Raw genomic sequence first — 15,092 nt, 5'->3', positions numbered from 1 at the left:
GCGGCGCTCAGGCCGACAGCCGCGTGCGTCGCTGGAGCATGCCCCGCTCGGCGCGCGTCTGCGGCGGGATGGCCGACAGCAGCGCCTGCGTGTACGGGTGCGCGGGGTGCCGGTAGACCTCCTCCGTGTCGCCGACCTCGACCATGTCGCCGAGGTACATCACGGCGACGCGGTCGGCGATGTGCCGCACGAGGGACAGGTCGTGCGCGATGAACACGATCGACATGCCCAGACGCTCGCGCAGCTCGCACAGCAGGTCGATGATCTGCGCGCGGATGGAGACGTCGAGCGCCGACACCGGCTCGTCGCACACCAGGACATCGGGGTCGAGCGCGAGGGCACGGGCGATGCCGATCCGCTGTCGCTGTCCGCCGGAGAACTGGTGCGGGAAGCGCGAGGCCATGTCGGGGTCGAGGCCGACCAGTTCGAGCAGCTCGGAGACCCGCTCGCGGCGTGACGCCGGGGTGCCGGTGCGGGTGGCGGCGAGCGGCTCGGCGATGATCTGCTGCACGGTCATGCGCGGGTTCAGCGACATGTACGGGTCTTGGAACACCATCTGCACGCCGCGGCGCAGGACCTTGCGGTCGCGCAGCCGACCCCGCGTCACGTCCTGGTCCCGGTAGCGCAGTGTGCCGGCGTCGGGGGAGTCGAGGCCGACGAGCATGCGCGCCAGGGTGGACTTGCCGCTGCCGGACTCGCCGACGATCGCGAGGATCTCGCCGCTGCGCAGGGAGAGGTCGACGCCGCCGACGGCCGTGACGCGGTGTGCGCGTCGTCCGCTCCCGGAGCGGAACGTGCGCTCGAGTCCTCGTCCCTCCAGGATCGGCGCGGAGCCGTCGTCGTCCGCCGCGGCGCTCACGTCCTGCGGCATCGAGTCGAGCAGCTGCAGCGTGTACGGATGCTGGGGTGCGGTCAGCACGTCGTCCGCCGGACCGGACTCCACGATGCGCCCGGTGCGCATCACGGCGACCCGGTCGGCGACCTCCATCACGACGCCGAGGTCGTGGGTGATCAGGAGGACGCCCATGCCGAGGCGGTCGCGCAGCGACAGCAGCAGGTCGAGGATCTGCGCCTGCACCGTGACGTCGAGGGCGGTGGTCGGCTCGTCGGCGATGATCAGGTCGGGGTCGAGCGCGATCGCCATCGCGATCAGGATGCGCTGCCGCTGTCCGCCGGAGAACTGGTGCGGGTAGTCCCGGACACGCTTCTGCGGGCTGGGGATGCCGACCAGGGTGAGCAGTTCGACGGCGCGCGCCTCGGCTTCGCGACGACCGACGGGCGTGTGCGCGCGGATCAGGTCGATGATCTGGTCGCCGATGCTGAGCACGGGGTTGAGTGCGGAGAGAGCGTCCTGCATCACGAGGCTCACCCGGACGCCGCGCAGGCGCCGATGCTGCTCCGGCGTGACGGTGAGCAGGTCGGTGTCGCCGAGGGAGAGGGTCGCGGCCTCCACGGTGCCGTTGTCGATGAGGCCCATGATCGCGCGCGCCGTCATCGACTTGCCGGAGCCGGACTCGCCGAGCAGCGCGAACACCTCGCCGCGGTGCACGGTGAGGTCGATGTCATCGACCACGCGCTGGGGTCCGCGCGAGCCGTCGAGGGTCACGGTGAGGCCGCGGACGTCGAGGACGACGGTGTTCTCGGGGACGGATGTGTTCTTCATGGATGACATCATGCCAGCATCCTGGCGCTGAATTGTTTCGAACAGGAAACATCTCGGCCGAAAATCATCACAACAGTTGACTTTCGCGCCGGAATCGTCGAGATTCGAGGAAATCTCCCGCTCGACGAACGGGAGGCCACCCCCGTATCGACCCGAAGGAGCGCATCCGTGCTCGAACAAGCAGACCGCTACACCGGCTACACCGCGTACGACTACCTGGAGGCCGGCAAGGACTACCGCGAGTTCCGCTACGCCAAGCAGATCGGCCGCGTGCCGGCGTACGACCTCGGCCTCAGCGACGCGCAGAAGGAGCGCACCGAGCGCCTCCTCCGCGAAGAGACCGTGATCTCGCTGCACGAGCACGTGCAGGTCTTCCCCGAAGATATGGGGGAGCTGCGCGACCACATCCGCCAGGGCCGCGAACCCACCGGCTATCAGGGCCTCGCCCGCTCCGGTCTGACCGCGGTGTTCGACAACGGCATGGACGGCACCTGCTGCATCTCCAGCGACGCCGGGTGGAAGTACCAGGACGTGCTGTTCGACCTCGGCGTGCGCATGGCCGACCTCGCGCACCAGGACTTCGTGATCAAGGCCGAGTCGATCAAGGACATCCGGTACGCCGCGGAGACCGGCCGCGTCGCGCACATCTTCGCGCTCGAGGCCGCGACCATGATCGAGAACGAGGTCGACCGGCTCGATGTGCTGTACGGCTTCGGCGTCCGCCAGATGGGCATCGCCTACTCCGAGGCGAACATGCTCGGCGGCGGCCTCAAGGAGCGCGGCGACGGCGGACTCACCTACTTCGGCGAGCGCGCCGTGGAGCGGATGAACAAGCTCGGCATCGCGATCGACATCTCGCACTCGGGCGACCAGACGTGCCTCGACGTGATCGCCCACTCCACCAAGCCGGTCTTCATCACCCACGCGGGCGCCCGCGGACTGTGGCCGACGAACCGCATGAAGACGGACGAGACGATCATCGAGTGCGCCAAGCGCGGCGGGGTCATCGGCATCGAGGCCGCACCGCACACCACCATCTCGCCCCAGCACCCGAAGCACTCGCTGGAGTCGGTCATGGACCACTTCCAGTACTGCGTCGACCTGGTCGGCCTGGAGCACGTGAGCTTCGGACCCGACACGCTGTTCGGCGACCACGTGGGCCTGCACGACGCGTTCTCCTCGAACCTGTCGCTGGGTCAGGCGCACGCCAACGTCGACTACGAGAAGCAGCCGTACGTCGACGGCATCGAGAACCCCGCCGAGGCCTTCTACAACATCATCGGCTGGCTCGTGAAGCACGACTACTCCGACGACGAGATCCGCGCGGTCGTCGGCGGCAACACCATGCGCGTCCTCGAGGAGGTCTGGGTCTGATGAAGCACAACACGTTCCTCGCACTCGGTGCGGCCGCGGTCCTCGCCGTCGGCCTCGCCGCGTGCGCCCCCACGGCACCCGAGCCGGGGGAGTCGTCCGCCGCGACCGGGCCGAGCGATGAGACGCTCAGCATCGGTACGACGACCGACGTCGTGAACTTCAACCCCGTGCTCGGCAACAGCCGCACGGACTCGTGGGTCACCAACCTGATGTACCCGCACCTGCTGAGCATCAGCGACGACGGGACCAAGGAGGCGCACGTCGCCACCGAGTGGGGCTACGTCGACGACACCACCGGGTTCTACGAGATCCGCGACGACCTGACCTGGAGCGACGGCGAGCCGCTCACGGCGGAGGACGTCGCGTGGACGCTGAACGCGGTCAAGCGCGACCAGGCGCCCGGCACGTTCTACGGCCAGCTGGGCAACCTCGACACCGCGACCGCGGTGAGCGACACCCGGGTCGAGCTGACGCTCACGCAGCCCGACTCGTCGATCATCGACGAGATCGGCTTCTGGGGTGTCGTCGTGCCGCAGCACGTGTTCGAGCCGAAGGGATCGATCGCGGAGTTCGCGAACGACGGCAGCGACGGCGGCTGGGTGGGCATGGGCCCGTTCATCATGACCGACTTCCAGGTCGGCCAGCACTACACGCTCGAGCGCGTGGAGGACTACCCGCTGGTCGACGGCGGCGTCCCGGGACCCGCCGAGGTCGTGTACCGCGTGTACCCCGACGTGAACACCGAGATCCTGGCGCTGCAGAGCGGCGAGATCGACGTGATCGCCAATGCCCTCCCGCCCGCGCAGGTCGAGCAGCTGAAGGGCACCGACGGACTGCAGGTGATCGAGGCCGCCGGTCTCGGCTACGCGCACCTCGTCTACAACATGGAGAAGCCCGACCTCGCGAAGACCGAGGTGCGCCAGGCGCTCGCCCACGCGGTGGACTACGAGGCCATCCGCACGGTCGTCCTGCAGGGGCAGGCCGTCTCCACGGGTTCCAGCGCCCTGATGCCGGTGCTCGCGAAGTACTACGACGACTCCGTCACCGAGTACGAGTTCGACCCGGAGAAGTCGCGCGAGCTCATGGAAGACGCCGGGTACACGGCGAACGCCGACGGCATGTTCCCCGTCTCGTTCCGCCTGATCTACTCGCTGCAGGACAGCGTGACCAGCCAGTGGGCGCAGATGGTGAAGGACAGCGCGGCCGAGGCCGGCATCACGATCGAGCTGCAGGGCACGGAGCGCAACACCTATCTCTCCATGACCAACGAGGGCGACTACGACATCTACGCCGGCAACTTCGCCATCATGGACGACCCGGTGACGAACTTCGCCCTGTCGTACCTGCCCGGCGGCGCGATCAACTACACCCACGTCGACGACCCCGAGCTGAACGCGCTGATCGAGGAGGGCATGGTCACGTTCGACGAGGACGACAAGATCGAGATCATGCGCAAGGCGAACAAGATCGTGCACGAGCAGGTCTACGACAACATCATGTACACGCAGAACCTGTTCTTCGCCGCGAGCGACGAATGGTCCGGCTTCATCTCCAAGCCGAGCGAACTGCTGTCGATCGTGAACCCGCTCTCGCTCGCGAGCGCGCACCCGGTCGAGTAAGAAAACCCCCACTCTCGAGGAAGGTCGCCCGGGTGTCCCGAGCATCGTTCATTCTCCGTCGCGCAGGTCGAGGTCTGCTCACGATCTGGTTCGCCGTGACCGTGACGTTCCTGCTCCTGCGTCTGCTGCCCGGCGATCCGGCCCTTGCGCTGGCGAGTCCGAACATGACGGAGGACATCCGGGCGACCATCCTCGAGCAGTACGGCCTCGATCAGCCGCTGATCGTGCAGTACGGCCTGTACATGTGGCAGCTGCTGCAGGGCAACCTCGGCATCTCCTTCACGCAGTCCATCCCGGTGACCGACGTGCTGCTGCAGCGGCTGCCGTGGACGCTGCTGCTGACCATCACCGCGCTCGTCCTCACGATCCTGATCGGGGTGCCGCTCGGCGTCGCGGCCGCCTCGCACCGGGGTCGCTTCATCGACAGGGCCGTGCAGGTGCTCGGCGTGACCGGGCAGTCGCTGTTCGTGCCGAGCGTCGCGATCCTGCTGCTGTTCGTGTTCGGGCTCAACCTCGGCTGGTTCCCCATCGGCGGCGCCTACACCAACAACACCTACGGCTTCGAGTGGTACCTCAGCGTCGCGCAGCACCTCGTGCTCCCGGCGGTGTCGCTCATGCTCATCCAGGTCGGCTCCTACGTGCTGACCATGCGCTCCACCCTCATCGAGACGCTCGGCGAGGACTACATCCTGCTCGCGAAGGCGAACGGCCTCCGCGGCCGCCGCATCCTGTGGAAGCACGCGCTGCGCAACGCGCTGCTGCCGACCACGACGCTGATCGGGCTCCAGCTCGGGTTCCTCGTCGGCGGGGCGGTGCTCACCGAGACCGTGTTCGCCTACCCGGGCATCGGCCGCGGCATCTACGAGGCCGTCACGCAGCTCGACTTCCCGGTGCTGCAGGGCGCATTCCTCATGCTCGCCATCACCGTGGTCGTGGCCAACACGGTCACCGACATCATCTACGGCTACCTGGACCCGAGAGTGAAGACCGCATGACCGCTCCGCTGCCCTCCACCGAGAACCTCGTCCCCAGCGAACCGACCGCGGCCGGCAGCGAGCGGGCCAGCGCGCACACCTGGCGCGCCTTCCGCCGCGACCCGCTCGGCATGATCTCGCTCGGCCTGCTGATCCTGCTCGTGATCGTCGCCCTCGCGGCGCCCCTGATCGCCCCGTACCCGGCGAGCTACGGGCCCGACGTGCTGCGCCCGCCGAGCGGGGACCACTGGTTCGGCACCGACGCGCTCGGCCGCGACGTGTTCTCCGAGGTCATCTGGGGCACGCAGCAGAGCGTGCTGGTCGCCGTGGCCGCCTCGGTGATCGCGATCGTCTTCGGCACGATCATCGCGGTGATCGGGGCCTACTTCCGCAAGCTCGACAGCATCATCAGCGTGATCGTCGACATGACCCTGTCGCTGCCCGTGCTGCCGCTGATGATCCTGATCGCGGCGCTCGTGGGGCCGAGCACCTCGACGATCATCTTCGTGGTCGCGGCGTTCTCGTGGCCCGAGGTCACCCGACTCGTCCGTTCCCAGGCGCTCACGGTCGTCGGGCTGCCGTACGTCGACGCGTCCCGGCTGATGACGACCTCTCCGCTGTGGATCATCACGCGGCACGTGCTGCCCGCGGTGACCCCGGTGGTCGTGGTCTCGGTCGTGGTGACCGCGTCGCGGGCGGTGCTGTCGGCCGCGGGGCTGGCGTTCCTCGGACTGGGCGACCCGACCACGTGGTCGTGGGGCCGCATCCTGTACGAGGCACAGCAGGCGGGCGCCATGGTGAGCGCGTGGTGGCTGACGCTGTTCCCCTCCATCGCGATCCTGATCCTGGTGCTGTCGGCCACCCTCCTGTCCATCGCCTACAACGACGCGCGCAACCCGCGCCACCTGTCCCGCTAGGAGCACCGCATGACCGTCTTCGATCAGCGCCTCGCGCCGGAGTTCTTCGACACCGTGCAGCAGCGTGTCCGCGAGCGGATGGGGGAGGAGGGCTTCGACGTCTTCCTGACCGACCACCCCGAGGACATCGCGTACCTCACCGGCTTCTTCCACCACCCGTCCGAGCGGCCGGTCGCGATCTGGGTCGAGGCGGGAGGGCGCGTCGTGATGCTGCTGCCCGAGCTGGAACGCGAGTACGCGCAGTCGCAGTCCGCGCGCGCCGAGCTGGTCGCGTTCTTCGAGTTCCCGGGGGTCGTCCCGCCGTTCCAGGTGCTCGCCGACGCGGTGTCGCCGCGCGGCAGGGTCGGTTTCGCGACCACGATGCCGTATCAGCGCCTGGCTGCCGCCCGCGCCGCGATGCCGCACGCCGAGCTCGTGCCGTCCGACCTGCTCACCCGCACCCGATACGTGAAGTTCCCGGAGGAGGTGGTGCTGCACCGCGAAGCCGCCCGCATCACCGACCTGATGCTGGAGGCCGGGGTCGCACTGGTGCGCGAGGCCGTCGCGGCGGGCGGAGAGCTGCCCACCGAGGCCGAGCTGGAGCGGCACGTGACCTCCGCCGGCACCCGTGTCATGTATGCCGAGCACCGCAACGTGGTCGTGGCCTCGCTGCTCGCGGGCGGTCTGGTGTACTCCGGGGCGAACTCCGCGTTCCCGCACGGGCTGCCGTCGGTCAACCGGCTCCGGGCGGGGGACACCTTCATGCTCTCGCTCGGCTGCGCCGTGGGCGGCCGCTTCATCGAGGGCGAGCGCACGTTCGTGCTCGGGGAGCCCACGGCCGAGCAGCGCCGCTACCACGACACGATCCGCGACGCCCAGCGCGTGGGCCGCGAGACCATCCGCGCGGGCCTGGAGTGCCGCGAGGCGAACCGGCTGTGCCTCGACGTGATCCGCGACGCCGGGCTGGGCGAGTTCATCCGGCACCGCCAGGGGCACGGCATCGGTCTGGGCATGCACGAGGCGCCGTGGCTGGAGGACGGCGACGCCACGCTCCTGGAGGCGGGCATGGTCGTCTCCAACGAGCCGGGCATCTACGTGCCGGGTCACGCCGGGTACCGCATCAGCGACAGCATGCTCGTGACCGCCGACGGCGCCGAGCCCCTGACCACCTATCCGCGCAGCCTCGACGAGTGCACCATCGCGCTCTGAACGCCTGTTGAAGAAAGAGGACGACATGACATCCACCCCCGACGTCTCCCCGGAGTTCGCCGCCGCCACGAGCGACCACCAGTGGGTTGAGATCAACGGCAACCACCTGGCCGTCGAGGTGCTCGGTCCCGAGGACGCACCCGTCATCATCACCCATCACGGCGCCCCGGGGCTGGGGTCGCGTGCCGAGCCGCGCGCGAGCTTCGGCCGGCTCGCCGACGAGTACCGGGTGGTCGTGTTCGACGCCAGGGGCAGCGGCCAGAGCGAGGGGAACGGCACCTACAGCCACGAGCAGTGGGCGGCCGACATCGACGGTCTGCGCGAGTGGATCGGCGCGGAGAAGATCGTCATGGCCGGCGGCTCCTATGGCGGCTTCATGACCATGGAGTACGCGCTGCGCTACCCCGACCGCGTGGCCGCGCTCGTGCTGCGCGACACCTCCCCGGACAACTCCAACGCGCACCTGGCGCGCGAGAACGCCCTCGCCTCCGACCGGGTCGACATCGACATGGAGAAGTTCGACCGCATCGACCTCGGGCAGGTGCGCGACGACGAGGACCTCAAGGACTGCTGGCGGGAGATCCTGCCCCTGTACGACTTCGTCTACGACCCCGAGGCGGTCGAGCGGAAGGTGCAGGCGACGCCCTACCGCTACCGGGCGCACAACTACGCCTTCTCCGTGAACCTGCCGGACTACGACCTGAAGCCGCGGCTGCCCGAGATCGCAGTCCCGACACTCATCACCGTGGGCCGGACCGACTGGATCACGCCAGTATCGTGTAGCCAGACGATCGCCGATCTCATCCCGGACTCCGAGATGGTGGTGTTCGAGAAGTCGGGGCACTCCCCGCAGATCGAGGAGGCAGAGGCGTGGACGGAAGCGGTGCGCACGTTCCTGCACCGGGTGTACCCGCCGACCCGATGACGAGCGTTCCACTGACGAGAGAAGTGAGCGATCTCGACCGGAGGATCGTCGTCGCACTTCAGCAGGACGGACGCGCGAGCTGGACGTCGATCGCCGAGTTCGCCGGCGCGTCCGTCTCGACGGTCACCCGGCGCGGGCAGCAGCTGCTCGCCGAGGGTGTGGTGAGCGTGGGCATCGTGCCGACCCTGGGCAGCGAGGGGCACGTGGAGACGTTCTTCGTGCGCATCAACTGCACCCCCGGGTCGCAGCTGAGCGTCGCGCAGGCGCTGATCGGCTCCCCGTACGTGCGGTTCGTGACCCTGGTGACCGGCAAGTTCGACGTGTTCGCGGAGGTCGTCATCCCGGGGGACTCGGCGACCTACGCGCACGTGCTCACGGATCTGCAGGCCATCCCCGGCGTGGAGCGCTGGCGCAGCGACCTCGTCGTGCACACGTACAAGGTGAGCTTCGACTGGGGGCGTCAGCTGTACGACTCGCACGCCGAGGCCGCCAGCGACCCGAAGTCGTACATGCCGGCACCGAACACGTGCGACCCGACGCACTTCGACGACGCCGACCGCGCGATCGTCGCGGAACTGCGCTACAACGGACGGGCGTCGTTCCAGTCGATCGCCGATGCGCTCGACATGAACGAGAGCAGCGTGCGGCGCCGGTACGAGCGGATGCGCAGCGCCGGCTGCCTCACGACCGTGACGATGGTGCCCGCGTCGGCGCTGGGCATGAGCGCGGAGACGCTGCTGATGCTGCGGGTCGAGCCGTCGCGCATCGCCTCGGTGGCACAGACGCTCGCGCAGCACGTGTCCGTGCGGTTCCTCGCGGCGGCGCTGGAAGAGAACTCGCTGTACTGCGAGATCATCCTGCCGAGCACCGAGACCCTGCACGACTTCCTCACCGGGACGATCGCGCACCTCAAGGGCGTGCGCGGATGGAACGCCGCGATGGAGCTCGTGTTCATGAAGCGCGGGTTCATCGAGACTCCGTGGTGGCGGGCGCAGGTGGCCTCCGCGGGCGGGCTCGACACCTAGTCCTGCACTTCGCCGGTCAGGTGTCAAGGGCCTACCCTTCCGTGCCCGCAGGGCGCACCCTCCTTATAAGAGAGTCCTGGAGGGCCCCCAGATGTCCGACATCCCCGATCCCCGTTTCGTGCTCCACCGCATCACACCGTCCGAGTGGGTGATCAACGACCTGCGCTATCCCCAGAACGACCCGCGCCACGTCGTCGCCTGCGTCTACGAGCTCGCCGACACCGAGGTCGAGGTGACGTGGCTGCGCGACCTTCCGCTCGCGATCCGCTACGGCACCGCGTTCGAGGTTCTCGAAGAGGTCGAGCGGATGCAGGGGGCGAGCCGGGCCACGCGCCCGATCGCGATCCCGCACCGCCCCCCGCTGCTGGCGACGTGAGCGCCGCAGCGCGGAGAGAAGGGCACCACCTCGGTCGAGGCGGTGCCCTTCTCTCGTCCGGCGGTCAGGCGTCGTCGCCGTCGACGTCCGCCGTCGTGGCGGCGCGGTCGGCCTCGGCGCTGTCGATCTGTGCGTCGTCGGCATCCTCGTCGAGCACGCGTTCGCCGTCGACCTCGCGCGTGGGCACGTCTTCCGCGTCCCCCTCGGCGAACGGCGGGACGGGCGGGATCGGGGGAGTCGGGTTGGACATGGGGCATCCTTTCGTCGGCGGATGCGACCTGTCTACGACGACGCGGGGGGCTTCGCGAGACGGTTGACGCTCGCGCGCTGCGGCGCTAGCCCCGTGCAACCTCACCGGAAACGAAGAAATCCCGCGATCTCTCGCGGGATTCTCTGGTGGACCTGAGGGGACTCGAACCCCTGACCCCCTGCATGCCATGCAGGTGCGCTACCAGCTGCGCCACAGGCCCAGAAGCCGCTCCTCATCTGCCGGAGCAACTCGAACAGCGTACTACACGAAGCGACACCGGCACCAATCGGGGCGGGCAGCCCGGGCGCGTCGCCGGGGTGGAACAACCGCGGCTCTCCGGGCGTTCCTGACAGCGTGAGCATTCTCGACAGCCTGGTGATCGGTGCAGGGCAGGCCGGCCTCTCGGCGTCGTACCACCTGACCAGGCTCGGGATCCCGCACGTGGTGCTCGACGCCGACGAGCGGCCGGGCGGCGCCTGGCAGCACCGCTGGGACGCGCTGACCATGAGCGACGTGCACGGCGTCGCCGAGCTGCCGGGCGACACCCCGCCCGCGCGCGACCGACGTCGAGCCAACCAGGCGGTGCCGGAATACTTCGCGGCCTACGAGCGCGCGCACGACCTCCCCGTTCTGCGCCCCGTGCACGTGCGTCGCGTGGACGACCACGACGGGCTGCTCGTGGTGCAGGCACCGGAGGGGGAGTGGACGACCCGTACGCTCGTGAACGCGACCGGCACCTGGACCCACCCGTTCGTGCCGCACGTGCCCGGCATGGAGACCTTCCTCGGCGAGCAGCTGCACACGGTCGACTACCCGGGACCGGAGCACTTCCGAGGCCGCCGAGTGCTCGTCGTGGGCGCGGGCGCGTCCGCGGTGCAGTTCCTCGGCGCCCTCGCCCCGATCACCGAGACGCTGTGGGTCACGCGGCGACCGCCCGTCTGGCGCAGCGACGACTTCACCCCCGAGGCGGGGGCCGCGGCGGTCGCGCTCGTCGAGCAGCGCGTCGCGGCCGGGCTCCCACCGCGGAGCGTCGTCAGTGTGACCGGGCTGATGCTGCGTCCGCAGGAGCGCGAGGCCGAGCGGCTCGGCGCCTATGCGGACCCTCGGCCGCTGTTCGCACGCATCGAGCCCGACGGGGTGCGCTGGGCCGACGGGTCGTTCGAACGGGTCGACATGATCCTCTGGGCCACCGGATTCCGGCCGGCGATCGGGCACCTGGCGCCGCTGCACCTCCGCAGCGCCGCGGGCGGCATCCAGCTCGACCGCCACGGCCGCGGTACGACCGCGGTCGCCGATCCGCGCGTGCAGCTCGTGGGGTACGGGCCCTCGGCCAGCACGATCGGCGCGAACCGTGCGGGGCGCTCGGCCGCGAAGGGCGTGCAGCGGGCGCTGGCCGCCGCCGCCGTTCCCGTCTCGACCGGCTGAGGGCGCGTCAGCCGGAGTGCGGCCGGGCTTCTCGATACGCTGAAGACCATGCTGCGCATCATCCTCACGGTCGTCTGGCTCCTGCTCACGGCCTGGCTGGCGATCTGGGTGGGCGAGGGACTGTTCGGCGTCGATCAGCGCCACTCGATCCTCCCGTTCGCGGGCGATGACACCCTGGGCGGCCCGATCCTGATCGGCGTCGCCTGGGGGCTGCTCCTCACGTTCGGCGGCACGATGACGGGGTTCGGCCGCCGCACGAAGCTCCGCGGCGAGACCCGGATCGGCGTCGGCACGATCGTCGAGCTCTCCCGCACGGGCGTCACGATCAACGACGTGCCGCAGTACGACCTGTTCCTGCGCGTGAGCCCCGCTGAGGGCGACGACTTCATCGGACAGCTGCGGATGCTCATCGACCCCTCCGACTCCGCGGGACTCCAGGTCGGGCAGCCCGTGCCGGTGCGGTACAGCACGACCGACCACGACACGGTGCAGCTCGCCGACCTCAGCGACCCGACCGTGCGAGAGGCGATGCTGCAGTGGCGCATCGACCGCGGGCTCATCGACCCCGCCCAGGTGCGAGCCAGGACCACGGGCACCGCGGTGCCCGCGTCGGTGCTCGAGGTGCGCCCGACCGGACGCCGCAGGGAGGGGCAGAGCGAGCTCGCGCTCAAGGTGCTGGTGGCACCGGAGGGGGCGGCGACCTGGGAGGCCGACACCACGGTGTTCGTGTATCCCCAGGCGGTGTCGCGGCTGCAGGTGGGCGCGCCGATCTGGGCGTACTACCGGCGGGAGGATCCGCACACGGTGGCGGTCACGATCGAGAAAGAGGCGACGCGATGAACCCGCTCGACACCCTCATGTGGCTCGTCAACTTCCCCGCGTCGCACGGCTACGCCATGGTGTTCATCGCCGGCTTCTCGATCCTCGGGCTCTTCGCCGTGTCGGCCAGAGGAGCCACACCGGGTGGGTCGCTGCGGGCCATCCGCGAGCGGGAGGGGCTGCTGCCGCTCGACACCCGTCCGCGGGCCGGGATCGGCGGGACGATCGTGCGGATCGTGTTCCGGGTGCTCGCCTTCGTGATGCTCGGGTCGCTCGTGATCGGCATCCTGAGCCTGACCGGCGTGCCTGTCACGCGCGCGTACATCTACGACAACGGGCGACCAACGACGGCCACGATCGACGGGGACTGGGTCACGTTCACCACCGCGGAGGGCGTGGAGTACACGCTGGAGAGCAACTTCTTCACCCCGGCGGTCTACCCCGACCGCGACGCGTACCTGCCGAGCGGCGCCCCGGTCGTGGTGCGCTACCTGCCCGACCACCCGCAGGCGTTCGTGATCGACAGCGCGCAGACCCCGCGCTGACGTCGGACCCGGCGCGTAGGGTGGAAGCATGTCGCGCGTCCTCGTCTTCGGCGGCCATGGCCGCATCGCCCTCCTGCTCGCCCCGCTGCTCGTCGCCCGCGGCGACGAGGTCACCAGCGTGATCCGCAACCCCGACCACGTCGCCGACGTGGAGGCCACGGGGGCCACCGCCCTGGTGGCCGATATCGAACAGCTCGACGTCGACGCCCTCGCCGAGATCATCCGCGGGCACGACGCCGTGGTGTGGTCGGCCGGCGCGGGCGGCGGTGACCCGAAGCGCACCTACGCTGTCGATCGCGACGCGGCGGAGCGGTCGATGGACGCCGCCGAGCGTGCCGGCGTCGAGCGCTACGTCCTGGTGTCCTGGATCGGCTCCACCGCGGAGCACGGGATCCCGCAGGACGACCCGTTCTTCGCGTACGCCGACGCGAAGTGGGCCGCCGACGAGCACCTCCGCGGCTCGAACCTCGCCGGGACGATCCTCGGACCGGGCGGTCTCACGTTCGACGAGCCGACCGGACGCATCCAGATCGACCCCGAAGGCCGGGGAGAGGTCTCGCGCGCCGACGTCGCGGCCGTCATCGTCGAGGTCCTGCAGAATCCGGCGACAGTCGGCCGCACGATCCGCTTCGGCAACGGCGACGCGGACTCCTCGCTCCCGATCGCCGAGGCCCTCGCGGGCTGACCGTGACGGAGGCCCCGACGTGCCCCTGAGGCCCGCGCGACGGCGCACGGTCGGAGTGCTCGCCGCGCTGGCGCTCGCCCTCTGTGCGCCGCCCGCCGCCGCGCCACCGCTGCCCGCTGCGACATCGACCGCAGCGACGTGGACCGCCCCTCCCGCGCCTGCCGCTGCCGCGACCACCGCGGGGGAGACTCCCGCGCCCACCGACGATGCCGGGAGCGCCGACGCCACGGTGGACGCCGCCGACACCGCGTATCTCCGCGAACGCGCCGCCGCCGCGGTCGCCGACCTGCCCGTGGCGCAGCAGGCGGCCTCCATCGTGATGGGACATATCGGCGGCACCGACCCGGCAGCGCTGGCCGCCTACATGCAGGCCGGGTTCGGCGGGTTCATCCTGATGGGGGTGAACATCCCCGGCACCGACGCCGAGCTGCACGCGCTCACGGATGCTCTCGCGGTGGACCCGACGCTGCCTCCGCTGATCGCGGTGGACCAGGAGGGCGGCCTGGTCTCCCGGCTCGACGGGGACGTGTTCCCCGCCTCAACGACCCTCAAGGACCGCCCGGCCGCCGACACGTCGGCCGCGTTCGCCGCCCGCGGTGCACTGGTGGCCCGTGCGGGCATCACGGTGAACTTCGGCACGGTCGCAGACGTCACCGCCGACAGCGGCTCGTTCATCTTCGGGCGGGCCCTCGGCACCGATCCGTCCGGGGCGGCCGAGCGCGTCGCGGCGGCCACCTCGGCGCAGCAGCCGTTCGTCGCCTCCGCACTCAAGCACTTCCCCGGCCACGGTGCGGCTCCGGGCGACTCGCACCACGCGATCCCGACCACCGGACGGAGCCTGGAGGAGTGGAAGACGACGGACGCGGTGCCCTTCGCCGCGGGCATCGACGCGGGAGCCTCCCTCCTCATGTACGGGCATCTCGCCTACACCGCCGTCGACCCGCTGCCCGCCTCCCTCTCAGCGACGTGGCACACGCTCGCCCGTGACGAGCTCGGCTTCGACGGTGTCTCGGTGACGGACGACCTCGGGATGCTGCTGTCGTCGGGCGACCCCGCCTACGCCGATCCGGTGGCGAACGGGGTGGCGGCGGTCGCGGCGGGCAACGACCTGGTGCTCATGGTCGCCGGCTCCGACGCGCAGACCGCCGGACGCATGGCCGCGGGCATCGCGGCGGCGGTCGACGCGGGCACCCTGCCCGCGGAGCGGCTGGCGGACGCCGCGACGCGAGTTCTGGCCCTGCGGATGCAGCTCGCGGGATCCACCGCGACCTGGGGAGTCTGCGACACCTGCACCCCGGCCGGCTGAG

15 protein-coding genes and 1 tRNA gene are annotated in these 15,092 nt (G+C 70.2%); 13 read left to right on the top strand and 3 right to left on the bottom strand.

Annotated elements, in window-relative coordinates:
* Positions 1 to 7: 7 nt before the first annotated feature.
* Positions 8 to 1,663 carry a dipeptide ABC transporter ATP-binding protein gene (locus ACFV3I_RS11880; RefSeq protein WP_378822885.1) on the bottom strand — a complete coding sequence of 552 codons (1,656 nt, stop codon included), beginning with the start codon at positions 1,661 to 1,663 and terminating at the stop codon, positions 8 to 10.
* Positions 1,664 to 1,831: 168 nt separating this feature from the next.
* Here ACFV3I_RS11880 and ACFV3I_RS11875 point away from each other — a divergent pair, with 168 nt between their 5' ends.
* From ACFV3I_RS11875 to ACFV3I_RS11840, 8 genes are all read left to right on the top strand, one after another.
* On the top strand, positions 1,832 to 3,037 hold the full coding sequence (locus tag ACFV3I_RS11875; protein WP_136030679.1) for a dipeptidase: 1,206 nt from the start codon (positions 1,832 to 1,834) through the stop codon (positions 3,035 to 3,037).
* Entirely contained in the window at positions 3,037 to 4,656 is a 1,620-nt protein-coding gene (locus ACFV3I_RS11870; protein WP_136045768.1) for an ABC transporter substrate-binding protein, read from the top strand. Before ACFV3I_RS11875 ends, ACFV3I_RS11870 begins: the two co-directional genes overlap by 1 nt.
* A 32-nt stretch (positions 4,657 to 4,688) precedes the next feature.
* On the top strand, positions 4,689 to 5,651 hold the full coding sequence (locus ACFV3I_RS11865; RefSeq protein WP_136035917.1) for an ABC transporter permease: 963 nt from the start codon (positions 4,689 to 4,691) through the stop codon (positions 5,649 to 5,651).
* On the top strand, positions 5,648 to 6,547 hold the full coding sequence (locus ACFV3I_RS11860) for an ABC transporter permease (RefSeq protein WP_136030686.1): 900 nt from the start codon (positions 5,648 to 5,650) through the stop codon (positions 6,545 to 6,547). The genes ACFV3I_RS11865 and ACFV3I_RS11860 overlap by 4 nt, the downstream gene beginning before the upstream one ends.
* Before the next feature lie 9 nt (positions 6,548 to 6,556).
* A complete protein-coding gene (locus ACFV3I_RS11855) occupies positions 6,557 to 7,735 on the top strand; it encodes a M24 family metallopeptidase (protein WP_378822882.1) in 1,179 nt (392 codons plus the stop codon).
* A 25-nt stretch (positions 7,736 to 7,760) separates the two neighbouring features.
* Positions 7,761 to 8,660: an alpha/beta fold hydrolase gene (locus ACFV3I_RS11850; RefSeq protein ID WP_136045770.1), complete on the top strand. Its 900-nt coding sequence runs from the start codon at positions 7,761 to 7,763 to the stop codon at positions 8,658 to 8,660.
* A gap of 23 nt (positions 8,661 to 8,683) precedes the next feature.
* Complete coding sequence (locus tag ACFV3I_RS11845; RefSeq protein ID WP_240744543.1) at positions 8,684 to 9,685, top strand: Lrp/AsnC family transcriptional regulator; 1,002 nt, start codon at positions 8,684 to 8,686, stop codon at positions 9,683 to 9,685.
* 91 nt (positions 9,686 to 9,776) lie between these two features.
* The gene (locus ACFV3I_RS11840; RefSeq protein ID WP_136030694.1) at positions 9,777 to 10,061 is read left to right on the top strand and encodes a hypothetical protein; all 285 of its coding nucleotides are present in this window, start codon (positions 9,777 to 9,779) and stop codon (positions 10,059 to 10,061) included.
* Between the two features lie 64 nt (positions 10,062 to 10,125).
* On the opposite strand, the gene ACFV3I_RS11835 is transcribed toward ACFV3I_RS11840, so the two are convergent.
* Together ACFV3I_RS11835 and ACFV3I_RS11830 are read right to left on the bottom strand one after the other, a co-directional pair.
* A complete protein-coding gene (locus ACFV3I_RS11835) occupies positions 10,126 to 10,311 on the bottom strand; it encodes a hypothetical protein (protein WP_136030696.1) in 186 nt (61 codons plus the stop codon).
* A 144-nt stretch (positions 10,312 to 10,455) separates the two neighbouring features.
* Positions 10,456 to 10,531, bottom strand: a tRNA-Ala gene (locus ACFV3I_RS11830).
* 134 nt (positions 10,532 to 10,665) lie between these two features.
* On the opposite strand from ACFV3I_RS11830, the gene ACFV3I_RS11825 reads away from it, so the two are divergent.
* From ACFV3I_RS11825 to ACFV3I_RS11805, 5 genes are read left to right on the top strand one after another with little or no spacing between them, the layout of a single operon-like run.
* Positions 10,666 to 11,736 carry an NAD(P)-binding domain-containing protein gene (locus ACFV3I_RS11825; RefSeq protein WP_136035914.1) on the top strand — a complete coding sequence of 357 codons (1,071 nt, stop codon included), beginning with the start codon at positions 10,666 to 10,668 and terminating at the stop codon, positions 11,734 to 11,736.
* 48 nt (positions 11,737 to 11,784) lie between these two features.
* Positions 11,785 to 12,576: a hypothetical protein gene (locus ACFV3I_RS11820; protein ID WP_136030700.1), complete on the top strand. Its 792-nt coding sequence runs from the start codon at positions 11,785 to 11,787 to the stop codon at positions 12,574 to 12,576.
* The gene (locus ACFV3I_RS11815) at positions 12,573 to 13,100 is read left to right on the top strand and encodes a DUF3592 domain-containing protein (protein ID WP_136030703.1); all 528 of its coding nucleotides are present in this window, start codon (positions 12,573 to 12,575) and stop codon (positions 13,098 to 13,100) included. Before ACFV3I_RS11820 ends, ACFV3I_RS11815 begins: the two co-directional genes overlap by 4 nt.
* Positions 13,101 to 13,128: 28 nt before the next feature.
* The gene (locus tag ACFV3I_RS11810) at positions 13,129 to 13,785 is read left to right on the top strand and encodes an SDR family oxidoreductase (RefSeq protein WP_136030705.1); all 657 of its coding nucleotides are present in this window, start codon (positions 13,129 to 13,131) and stop codon (positions 13,783 to 13,785) included.
* Positions 13,786 to 13,804: 19 nt separating this feature from the next.
* The gene (locus ACFV3I_RS11805; protein ID WP_378803774.1) at positions 13,805 to 15,091 is read left to right on the top strand and encodes a glycoside hydrolase family 3 N-terminal domain-containing protein; all 1,287 of its coding nucleotides are present in this window, start codon (positions 13,805 to 13,807) and stop codon (positions 15,089 to 15,091) included.
* The last annotated feature ends 1 nt before the right edge of the window (position 15,092 follow it).

Source organism: Microbacterium sp. NPDC059771 (assembly GCF_042732495.1).
Classification (GTDB): domain Bacteria; phylum Actinomycetota; class Actinomycetes; order Actinomycetales; family Microbacteriaceae; genus Microbacterium; species Microbacterium sufflavum.
This window is presented reverse-complemented; position numbering and strand designations above follow the sequence as displayed.

Bases quoted from the DNA above. Each gene is read 5' to 3' on its own strand.
- ACFV3I_RS11855 (WP_378822882.1), top strand. From the start codon at position 6,557: ATGACCGTCTTCGATCAGCGCCTCGCGCCGGAGTTCTTCGACACCGTG.
- ACFV3I_RS11810 (WP_136030705.1), top strand. From the start codon at position 13,129: ATGTCGCGCGTCCTCGTCTTCGGCGGCCATGGCCGCATCGCCCTCCTG.
- ACFV3I_RS11860 (WP_136030686.1), top strand. From the start codon at position 5,648: ATGACCGCTCCGCTGCCCTCCACCGAGAACCTCGTCCCCAGCGAACCG.
- ACFV3I_RS11815 (WP_136030703.1), top strand. From the start codon at position 12,573: ATGAACCCGCTCGACACCCTCATGTGGCTCGTCAACTTCCCCGCGTCG.
- ACFV3I_RS11840 (WP_136030694.1), top strand. From the start codon at position 9,777: ATGTCCGACATCCCCGATCCCCGTTTCGTGCTCCACCGCATCACACCG.
- ACFV3I_RS11820 (WP_136030700.1), top strand. From the start codon at position 11,785: ATGCTGCGCATCATCCTCACGGTCGTCTGGCTCCTGCTCACGGCCTGG.
- ACFV3I_RS11870 (WP_136045768.1), top strand. From the start codon at position 3,037: ATGAAGCACAACACGTTCCTCGCACTCGGTGCGGCCGCGGTCCTCGCC.
- ACFV3I_RS11850 (WP_136045770.1), top strand. From the start codon at position 7,761: ATGACATCCACCCCCGACGTCTCCCCGGAGTTCGCCGCCGCCACGAGC.
- ACFV3I_RS11880 (WP_378822885.1), bottom strand. From the start codon at position 1,663: ATGAAGAACACATCCGTCCCCGAGAACACCGTCGTCCTCGACGTCCGC.
- ACFV3I_RS11835 (WP_136030696.1), bottom strand. From the start codon at position 10,311: ATGTCCAACCCGACTCCCCCGATCCCGCCCGTCCCGCCGTTCGCCGAG.